General features: G+C 37.4%; 10 protein-coding genes. 2 read left to right on the forward strand and 8 right to left on the reverse strand.

The features are described from left to right. Positions 1-97: 97 nt before the first annotated feature. Together CI949_RS11875 and CI949_RS11880 are read left to right on the forward strand one after the other, a co-directional pair. Complete coding sequence (locus CI949_RS11875; protein ID WP_108140735.1) at positions 98-1,006, forward strand: P1 family peptidase; 909 nt, start codon at positions 98-100, stop codon at positions 1,004-1,006. 157 nt (positions 1,007-1,163) lie between these two features. Further along, complete coding sequence (locus CI949_RS11880; RefSeq protein ID WP_108140737.1) at positions 1,164-2,687, forward strand: AbgT family transporter; 1,524 nt, start codon at positions 1,164-1,166, stop codon at positions 2,685-2,687. Between the two features lie 118 nt (positions 2,688-2,805). Here the strand turns inward: CI949_RS11880 and phoU are convergent, their stop codons facing one another. The 8 genes from phoU to CI949_RS11920 form a co-directional block, all read right to left on the reverse strand. Next, positions 2,806-3,459, reverse strand: coding sequence for a phosphate signaling complex protein PhoU (phoU, locus tag CI949_RS11885; protein ID WP_108140739.1), 654 nt, complete (start codon positions 3,457-3,459; stop codon positions 2,806-2,808). A 116-nt stretch (positions 3,460-3,575) separates the two neighbouring features. Then, positions 3,576-4,613, reverse strand: a complete 1,038-nt coding sequence (locus CI949_RS11890; RefSeq protein WP_108140741.1) for a low specificity L-threonine aldolase — start codon at positions 4,611-4,613, stop codon at positions 3,576-3,578. A 36-nt stretch (positions 4,614-4,649) separates the two neighbouring features. After that, a complete protein-coding gene (locus CI949_RS11895) occupies positions 4,650-4,967 on the reverse strand; it encodes an AzlD domain-containing protein (protein ID WP_258222462.1) in 318 nt (105 codons plus the stop codon). Beyond that, positions 4,960-5,688 (reverse strand): AzlC family ABC transporter permease, encoded by a 729-nt coding sequence (locus tag CI949_RS11900; protein WP_243734002.1) that lies wholly within the window; start codon positions 5,686-5,688, stop codon positions 4,960-4,962. The genes CI949_RS11895 and CI949_RS11900 overlap by 8 nt, the downstream gene beginning before the upstream one ends. Positions 5,689-5,757: 69 nt before the next feature. Next, a complete protein-coding gene (locus CI949_RS11905) occupies positions 5,758-6,789 on the reverse strand; it encodes an ABC transporter permease (RefSeq protein ID WP_290766832.1) in 1,032 nt (343 codons plus the stop codon). Between the two features lie 22 nt (positions 6,790-6,811). Next, positions 6,812-7,750: an ABC transporter permease gene (locus tag CI949_RS11910; protein ID WP_133530695.1), complete on the reverse strand. Its 939-nt coding sequence runs from the start codon at positions 7,748-7,750 to the stop codon at positions 6,812-6,814. Positions 7,751-7,873: 123 nt separating this feature from the next. Further along, positions 7,874-9,421 carry an ABC transporter substrate-binding protein gene (locus tag CI949_RS11915; RefSeq protein WP_108140751.1) on the reverse strand — a complete coding sequence of 516 codons (1,548 nt, stop codon included), beginning with the start codon at positions 9,419-9,421 and terminating at the stop codon, positions 7,874-7,876. 43 nt (positions 9,422-9,464) lie between these two features. Beyond that, entirely contained in the window at positions 9,465-10,229 is a 765-nt protein-coding gene (locus CI949_RS11920; protein WP_290766835.1) for a gamma-glutamyl-gamma-aminobutyrate hydrolase family protein, read from the reverse strand. Positions 10,230-10,364: the final 135 nt, after the last annotated feature.

Consider the following 10,364-nt stretch of genomic DNA (forward strand, 5'->3'; position numbering starts at 1 on the left):
CTCGTGGGCTCGGAGATGTGTATAAGAGACAGAGTATAAATATACCAATTCATGTTTAGTAGATATCTAATAAATAATTTTAGAAAGGGGATAATCAATGAACAATGATTTAACAGCTGTTAAAGGTATAAAAATAGGACACGCTGACGATCAGGATTCGGGAACAGGCTGTACGGTGATTTTAGCCGATGGCAACTTTACAATTGGGGCAGAAGTTCGCGGAGGAGCACCAGGCAGTAGAGAAATAGCTTTAACAGACAGCAGAGCTGCGGTTGATCAGGCAAATGCCGTCTTTTTAAGTGGAGGCAGTGCCTACGGTCTTGATGCGGCTGGTGGAGTAATGAAGTATCTAAAAGAAAAAAATGTCGGTTTTCAAACCGGAGGAGGAGTTGTACCTATAGTACCTGCAGCAGTTATCTATGATTTAGAGTACAAAAGTAATAATTATCCAGATCAGAAAATGGCCTATCAGGCCTGCACCAGTGCCAGCAATTCTGCACAAACAGCTCATAGTATTGGGGCTGCAGCAGGAGCTACCTGTGGTAAGCTCATGGGAATGGATAAGGCAACCAAAACAGTGCTCGGCCATGCCGCTCATAAAAGTGGAGATTTAACTGTTTCTGCTCTAGCAGTTGTTAACGCTTTTGGTGATATCAAAAATCCGAACAGTGGTGAGATTATTGCCGGCGCTAAAAATGAAGCTGGTGATTTTATTAATACAGAAAAGACAATTATTAATCAGCCAGAAATAAACCTCGGCTTTTTAAGAGAAAACACAACTCTAGTTGTAATAGCCACTAATGCTCTATTAGATAAATCAGAAGCCAATCGTGTTTCCATGATGGCTCACAGCGGCTTAAGCAGAACAATTTATCCTGTCCATACTCTTTTAGATGGTGACAGTATTTTCACGCTGGCCTCAAATAAAATTAAAGCTGATATTAATCAGGTAGGTATCCTTGCTGCTGAAGTTGTAAAAAGAGCAGTTATAAATTCTGCTGGTTAAGACTTAATATCTTCGATTTAATTTAAACTACGAAATCGATTTTTAAATAATTTGAAAAACTTCTCTAAATTTAATATACTATAAAATGCGGCTTAATAATCCGCCTACTTTATTTGCTTAAAGTATTAAATTATATAAAAATTTAGAGGAGGAAAATATGCTAAGTAATAATAAAGATTTAAGTTTAACAGATCGATTTTTAAATCGAATAGAAAGAACAGGAAATAAACTACCACACCCCGTTATTCTATTTTTCATTTTATCAGCATTTGTACTTGTGCTGTCCTGGTTTGTCAGTTTATTTGAAGTAGCTGTAACCCATCCTGGTACAGGAGAAACTATTAGAGCTGTCAACTTGCTCTCGAAAAATGGGATACGACGAATCTTTACTGAAGCGGTAAGCAACTTTACTGGTTTTGCTCCCCTGGGAGTGGTACTGGTAGCTATGTTAGGTGTTGGGATTGCAGAAAAATCAGGTTTGATTGCTGCAGTACTTAAAAAAACAGTTTTAAGTGCACCTGATAAGTATATTACTGCGGTTGTAATCTTTGCTGGAATTATGTCTAATATTGCTTCAGATGCTGGCTATGTAGTTTTAGTTCCTTTAGGAGCAGTAATTTTTGCAGCTAAAGGAAGACATCCACTCGTTGGACTGGCAGCTGCTTTTGCCGGGGTATCTGGAGGTTTTAGTGCAAATCTACTAATCTCTACTCTGGACCCATTACTGGCCGGGCTGTCCCAGGAAGCTGCCCAGCTAATCGATTCCGGTTATACAATTCCGCCAACAGTCAATTATTATTTCATGGTTGCTTCAACTTTTATAGTCACAGTCATTGGTACCTGGGTAACTGAAAATATTGTTGCTCCCCGGTTTGGTGAATATACAGGAGATCATGAAGAAGAATTAGAGGAAATTACTGCAAAAGAAAATGCAGGAATCAAATCAGCCTTAGTCTGGCTAGGAGTGACACTTGTAATCATCTTACTTATGACAGTACCGCAGAATGGAATTTTACGCAGTGATGAAGGTAATTTAATAATGGGCTCAACTCCTTTTGTTGGGGGAATGGTACCCTTAATTGCGATTTTCTTTTTCGTGCCTGGTCTTGCTTATGGTAGAAAAACTGGCTCAATCAAAAATAGTGATGACATTGCTAAATTCTTAGATGAGACAATGGCAGGTATGGGAGGATATATAACTCTTGCCTTTGCAGCCGGTCAGTTTGTAGCTTATTTCAACTGGTCTAAACTGGGAACTATCCTCGCTATTGGTGGTGCAGATTTTCTGCAGGCAATCAACTTTACCGGGCTGCCGCTGATAATACTATTTATTGTAGTAGCAGGCTTTATCAATCTCTTTATCGGTAGTGCGTCGGCAAAGTGGGCAATTATGGCTCCAGTTTTTGTGCCAATGTTAATGCAGCTTGGTTATTCTCCAGAATTTGCTCAGATGGCCTATCGAATCGGTGATTCAACAACTAATATAATTACACCACTGATGCCCTATTTTGCGATCATCATAGCTTTTGCTAAAAAATATGATGAAGATATTGGAATTGGAACTTTAATATCTACAATGGTTCCTTATTCAATTGCTTTTATGATAGGGTGGACTATTTTACTGATTATTTGGTTTGTCTTTAATTTACCAATTGGTCCAGGTGGAGTATTATTTTACTAAAATAAAAATTATAATATCTAGTTACAGAAAAACGGCCTGTAGAAAATACAGGCCGTTTTTTATTTAGTAATTAATATTTAGTTTTTGATACTCCATACTTTAAAAATCAATAATATATTTAATACTTAACTCTTTTACCGGTAACAATAAAGATAGTCTCCTCACCAATATTAGTGGCATGATCTCCCACACGCTCCAGTGCCTTAGCTAAATTGATGTGTTGAACTATCTGCTTAATTTCAGTCTTATCATCTTTTTTGCTGATCATTTTTATTGCTTTATGGTAAATATCATCATAAAGATTATCTGCTTTTTCGTCCATTCTACAGGCTGCTTCTGCCAGATCAGAATTCCTGGTTGAAAATGACTCTAAAACTACATCCAGCATATCAGTTACAATATCAGCAAGTTCCGGAATCATAACCAGTGGTTTCATAATTCCATCATGCTTTAATTCCAGTAAAATATCAGCTATATTAGTTGCCTGATCTCCAATTCTCTCTAAGTCATTGGCAATTTTAATCATTGCAATACTAAACCAGGTATCAGCTGCCAGTGGTTGATCAAGAGTTAATAAGCGCGAAACTTCTTCCTCAATTGTAATTAAATAGTTATCCAGGACATCATCTCTTTCAATTATTTCGTGAGCTTTTTCAACATTAAGGTCTTCCATTGCTTTAATAACATTCTGCAGCATTTCCTCTGCAACTTCACTCATATCACTGAGATCACTAAGAAGCTGTTCACGCTTTTTTTCATACACCTGTTCCATTGGACTCACTCTCCTCTTTTAAATTTAATAAAGTTAAGTTTATCTTTTTTTTTAATTAAGTCATATTAAAATATTCTTGACAGAATGATAAAATCCTGCCTTTTTTTAAATTTAATTTAAGCAAAAATTTCTCTAGCAGTTTTTTCAAAATGTTTTACAGCATAACGAATATCTTCTAAACTTAAATCCAGATGAGTTACAGCACGCAATTTACCCTCAAGTCTGCTGACTCTGATTCCCTTTTTAAGCAGCTCATCAGCATAAAGATCTGCTTTACCATCAGCCACAGAAAAGAGGACAATATTTGTTTCAACTGTAGTAGGATCAATTTCCAGCCCTTTCTGATCAGCAATAGTCTCTGCCAGCATTTTAGCATGCTTATGGTCTTCTTTTAAACGGGTTACATTATGTTCTAAGGCAAAAATTCCACCAGCAGCAATAATACCTGCCTGCCTCATTGCTCCACCCAGTCTCTGCTTCCAGAAACGAGCCTCTTCAATAAATTCTGCTGAACCAGCAAGCACCGAGCCTACTGGAGCTCCCAAGCCTTTACTGAGGTCAATCCAGATCGAATCAAAATACTGACCATATTCAGCTGGATCAACTTCTGCTTCGACTGCAGCGTTTAACATTCGTGCTCCATCCATATGCATCTTTAAGTCATTTTCGAGAGCGATTTCTGCAATTTCTTTGATTCTTGCTAAAGGCCAGATGCGTCCCCCACCCAGATTGGTTGTCTGCTCAATAGAAATCACCTTTGTTTGCGGACTGTGATAATCCTTTTCTCTAATTGCTTCCTTAACCTGTTCGGCAGTAAAAATCCCGCCTGTTCCAGCAAGTGGTTTAATGGAAGCACCTGAAATCACAGCCAGTGCAGCACTTTCATAATGAATCGGATGAGCAGTCTGATCCATAATTATTTCATCTCCCTGACTGGTATGAACAGCAAAAGAAATTTGATTTGCCATTAGACCAGAAGGTAAATATACAGCATCATCCTTACCCAGCATTTCAGCGGTCATCCGGCAGAGACGATTAACACTCGGATCTTCACCTAACTGCTCATCCCCTACCTCTGCTTCAGCCATAAATCTCCGCATATCCTGAGATGGTCTGGTACCTGTGTCACTAAATAAATCAACTTTTATATCCATTTCAAATCCCCCAATTTAAATTCTTTAAAAATAATTTTAAAATATCAATGATAATCCTAAATAGAAAATTAAACCCCCACTGACAGTATAAAAAATGTTTTTTGTCTTATAGGCCAAAAATAAAGTTGGAAAAAAAGCAATTAGAGCTGTATTTTCCAGGCTCAAATAAAGACTGCCCTCTTTTAAAAGTATCGAAGGCGCCAGTAAAGCAGCAAGTACAGCAGCTGGAATAAAGCTCAACCAGAGAACTACTTTCTCAGGCAGCTCCCTATTACCAAGTAGTGAGAGCGGCAGTACTCTCGGAATAAAAGTCACAACTACCATTCCAGCTATCATAATTATAAAATTAATCATTTCCACTGATATACACCCCTAAAAACGCTGCCAGTACAGTAGCTAAAATGATATTCCAGCTTCCCTCAACTGTCAAAGCAAAAAACAGTGATAGAAGACCGGAAAAAACTGCAACAATTATTTCACTCCTGGAGCTGATCTGCATTACAAGCAGAACTATAAACATTGCCGGCAGGACAAAATCCAGCGCCCCACCACTGCCAAAATTAATAAATTCAGTCAAAAAAGCTCCAGCAGCCGAACTAAAAACCCAACCTAAATAGGCAGTAAAACCAAGCCCCAAAAAATATCTCTGCTTTTTCTTTTTACTCTCCAGCTTACTCATTGCCACTGCAAAAGACTCATCAGTTACTAGAAATCCCAAAAAAGGATAATAATACAGCGGCAAATTCCTCAGATGAAGGCTTAAAGAAGCAGATAATAAAAGGTGGCGTAAGTTAACCAGAAAAGTCATGGCAATTATTGCTGCCACCGCTGCACCAGCAGCGATCATTTCAATTGCAACCAGCTGAGCTGAGCCTGCAAAAACAAAAACTGACATCGCTGTAGTCTGTAGTGGGGTTAGCCCCTTATTAACAGCCAGCATTCCGTAAGCAATTCCAATCGGAAGATAACCTAAAATTATTGGCACTGCATCTTTTACACCGGCTTTCAAACTTGAATCATTCAATTTTGCTGCCATTTTCTTTTTATAACTTATACTCTCTTCTTGCTGTGACATGAATCTAATCGACTCCCCTAAAATTCGATAATTAATTTTAATACTGTTACTACAAACTATAGCTTTTCATTAATCAAGCTGGCGTGGATCAAGAGCATCTCTTAAAGCATCTCCAAGCAAATTAAAACTTAAAACTGTAATAATTATTGCCAGACCGGGAAAAATTGACATCCAGGGTGCCTGAATCAAATATTCCTGGCCCCTGTTTAACATTGTCCCCCAGGCTGCTGTAGGGGGTTGAATTCCCAGACCTAAAAAGCTTAAACCTGCAACAACTAAAATTGAAATACCGATTCTCAGTGTAGCTAAAACTATCAGCGAAGAAATAGAGTTGGGTAAAATATGATTATATAGAATTCTTAAATCACTTGCCCCCAGAGCTTTAGCTGCTGATACATATTCTTTTTCTTTAATCTGTAATACAATTGAGCGGGTCAGCCTGGAAAAATTTATTAAACCTGTTATTCCAACGGCTATAATAATATTAAAAACTCCTGTTCCCAGCGCAGAAATTATGGCCAGAGCAAGCAGAATAAAGGGAATAGAATTCCAAATCTCTATTAGCCGCATAATAACCATATCAGCTTTACCCCCATAATAACCGGCCAGCAAGCCCAGGCTAACACCAAGACTGGCATTAACTAAAACAGCTGCAAAACCCACTCCCAGAGCTATCCGAGCGCCGTAAAGAACTCTAGAAAACATATCTCTTCCAAAATCATCTGTGCCAAACCAGTGCTCTAAAGAAGGAGCTGAATAGGTCATATTACTGTAATCAATTTCAGTCGGAGAGTAAGGAGCAATAAAAGGCGCCATAAAAGCTGAGTAAAAGATTAAAGCCAGAATTATGACTGCAATCTTACCACCATAACCCTTATTAAATTCTTTGAACATTTTTGCATAAAGGGCGTTTTCCTTGAATTTGAGGAAAAAGCTCTTTTTTAACAACAGAAGTAAAAGTAAAATTATTATAAACACCGAAAAAACAGTAGCAAATTTATATTCCAGTTTACTCCAAATTTTACCCTCAATAATCCAGTTTTGATAACTTATATATATTTGAATTAATAATAGTATAAATAAAATTATTTTCTTTTTCAAATTTCAACACCTCATTCTACTGCTATTTATAGCTAATCTGGGGATTAATAAAAACATAAATGATATCTACCAGCAGATTAACTAAAACAAAGAGGATCGATAAAATTAAGATTGAACCAAAAACCAGAGGTTGATCTCTGGCCTCAACTGCACTAACAGCCAGCCTGCCAACCCCAGGCCAGGCAAAAACTGATTCAATTAAAATTGCTCCCCCAAACATCATAGCCAGCTGATTTCCTATATTAGTTATAATTGGAATCAAAGCATTCCGAAAAGCATGTTTTAAAATAATAATTTTTTCCGCCACTCCTTTAGAACGAGCTGTTACCAGATAATCTTCTTTCATTATATCAAGCATTGAAGATCTCGTTATTCTACTGGTTGAAGCAATCATAACTGTGCTCAAAGCGAAAGCTGGTAAAATTAAATGCCTCAAACCGCTGAGAGTCCAGATGCGTCCACCATAACCCGAAGAAGGCAGAAAAGGTAAATAGACTGAAAATATATAGATAAAAATAATTCCTGTAAAAAAAGCCGGCACCGAAATACCAATAGTAGCAATAAACATACTGACCAAATCAAATAGCGAATTCTTTTTAACTGCAGCAATAACTCCTGTGGGGATTGCTACCAGAACGGCAATGATCATTGAAAGTAGGCCTAATTCAATTGTAGCTGTTAGCCGGCGGCTGATAATATTTATTACTTCATCTCCATAATAGATAGAATCGAGTTCTCCTGTCAGGAAATTTCTCAGCATTAAAAAGTATCTAACATGAAATGGCTCATTAAAACCAAATTTTTCATTTAAAGCTTCCACTGCCTCTGGAGTTGCATTTGTACCCAGCATCATTGCGGCTGGATTTCCAGGAACCAGCTGCATAATTCCAAATAAAATTAAAGAAACACCAATCACAACCGGTATCAGCCAGAGCAGTCTTTTAATTATATAAGCAAACAAATTGTTCACCTCTTTCTAAAAAGACTATGCAGATAGACTTAACTATCTGCATAGTAATTTAAATGATTTATCTTTTTATTTATAAAGCTATTTATTCTGATTTGATTTTTTTAATCTCCTCAACTACTCCTTATAAACATTGGATGTTGGAGTAACCAGAGGAATTAAAAGTGAGTTTCCAGGTTCCAGTTCTCTAACATTGTCCTGCATTACATAGATCTGAGTAGAGTGAGCAAGTGGGTGGAAAACAAGGTCCTCAACTAATACTTTTCTCAGAACTTTGTTGTACAGCTCTTCTCTTTCAGCCTGATCAGAAATTGCTCTTGCTTCTTCTAACCACTGATCTACCTCTTCATCTGAATAAAAAGCTCTGTTTAAAGCTCCACCTTCCTCAGGAGATTTAAAGAATCTGTATAACCAGTAATCAGGGTCTGGATCAGAAACAAATCTTAAGAAGAACATGCCAATTTCTCCACGTCCCAGCATATCCCACATTGTACCAAATTCCATTGCCTGTACTTCTGCATCAAGTCCTGCCTGATTTAAAGCAGTTACCATTGCTTCTGCAGTTTTAACCTGATTTGGTCTACTGTTTGAAACATAGACCTGGGCTACATAATCTTCAGCAATCACACCATCAGCCTTCAATTCCTCAAATTTCTGCGCTGCTGCTTCCGGATCAAAGCCAACGGCATTTTCCTTTAAAAATTCTCTCTCTTCCGGCCAGAGTGTAGGGGGTAACATTGAGTATGCTCTTTCACCTAAAATACCGAAAACCTGAGGTATTATCTGATCAAAAGGAACAGCCTGAATTACAGCTTCCCTGAACTTACGCTCATGGGTAGGCTCCATCTCAAAATTAAAGCCTAAGAAATTAATTCCAGCACCTGCAGCAGATTTAACCTGATAGTCAGGATTATCAGTAAATGATTCCAGCTGTCCTACATCAAGATTAACACCGAAGTCAATTCCACCACTGCGGAGTTCCATTGCCTGAGTTGCAGATTCAGGAATTGATCTGATAACTAATTCTTTAATGTTTGGAACCTTATTCCAGTGGTCTTCAAAAGCTGATAAAACTATCTGGTTACCGGCATCCCATTCTTCCATTTTGAAAGGACCGGCACCTATTGGACTGCGTCCAAGCTCTTCGTCGCCAACCTCTTCAGCATAATCTTTTGGAACTATACCAAAGGTCATAGCTAGAATAAATGGTGCATACGGTTCACTTAAAGTAAATTTAATTGTATAATCATCCAGCACTTCAATACTTTCGACAGATTCAATTTTAGCTCTTAAACCTGAGCCATAATCTGGATTTAAAATACGCTGATAGCTGTATTCCACATCTTCAGCAGTCAGTTCCTGACCGTTGTGGAACATTACGCCTTCTCTTAAATTAAAAGTGTATTCCAGACCATCTTCTGATATTGTCCAATCTTCTGCAATACCCGGCACAATTTTATTTGCCTCGCCATATTCTACCAGTCCATCAAATAATAAAGAAGCAACTCTTTCGTTAACAGAAATAGTTGTTTCACCGGGGTCAAGATTACTTACCTCATCCTCAATCCCCATCACAAATCTTTCAGTTTCTTGAGCCTGAACGGCAGAAAAGACTGAAACCATAAATAAAACAACCATTAATAAAACCAAAAACTTATTTTTCATTATACTTCCTCCTTAAAATACTCTCTTAATTATTTACTTATTATTATTTTCTAGTCTGATTCACAAAATCAACAAAATCTTTAAATAGTTTTAATTGAATGGGATCTTTAGCAGCCATCATCTCCGGATGCCACTGAACTCCAACTAAATATGGATAATTGGGATCTTCAATTCCTTCTACAAATCCATCAGGAGCAACAGCTGAAACCTTTAAACCTTCACCAACCTCATCCACTGCCTGATGATGATAGGAATTTACAGCTACCTCATCGCCAGCAAAAACCCTGGCCAACCTTGTATTTTCCTTGATTTCCAGCTTATGAGTTTTATAATATTTAGGAACCATTAAAGCCATATGAGGTATTTTACTTTCATCATTATTACCGCAGACATCAACCTTTAAAGTACCTCCATAGAGAATATTTAATAGTTGAAAGCCCCGACAGATACCAAGAATTGGTTTTTTCATTTCCATTGCCATCTGTAAAATTTTAAGCTCCCAGCGATCTCTCTCAGGTGAAATATTTCCCAGATACTTCTGCGGATAGGAATTATAAAGTGCAGGGTCAATGTCACTTCCCCCTGGCAGAACTACCCCATCAACTTCATCAAGGAATTCTCTAATATACTGCTCGTCTTCGCTCCTTGATTCAATATAGGGCATAATCATAGGTAAAGCACCCGCCATACTTAAGGCTTCAGAATAATCCTGAGTTACAAGAGAAAATTCTACTCCCTCGAGCTTATACTGCTCCCCCATTTTTTCTGTTGGAATTTTAAATGATGTAATCAAAATTTTTGGATACATTTTTTTCCTCCATCTAAATCAATATTTTCTTTAATATGAGCTTTTTGCTTTGTACAATTTTTTCTTAAAAAAGAATAAAAAATTTGCAGTAAATATCTCCAATAATAATTAAAACTCTTCATTTCAGACACATAA

Source organism: Halanaerobium sp., from assembly GCF_003070835.1.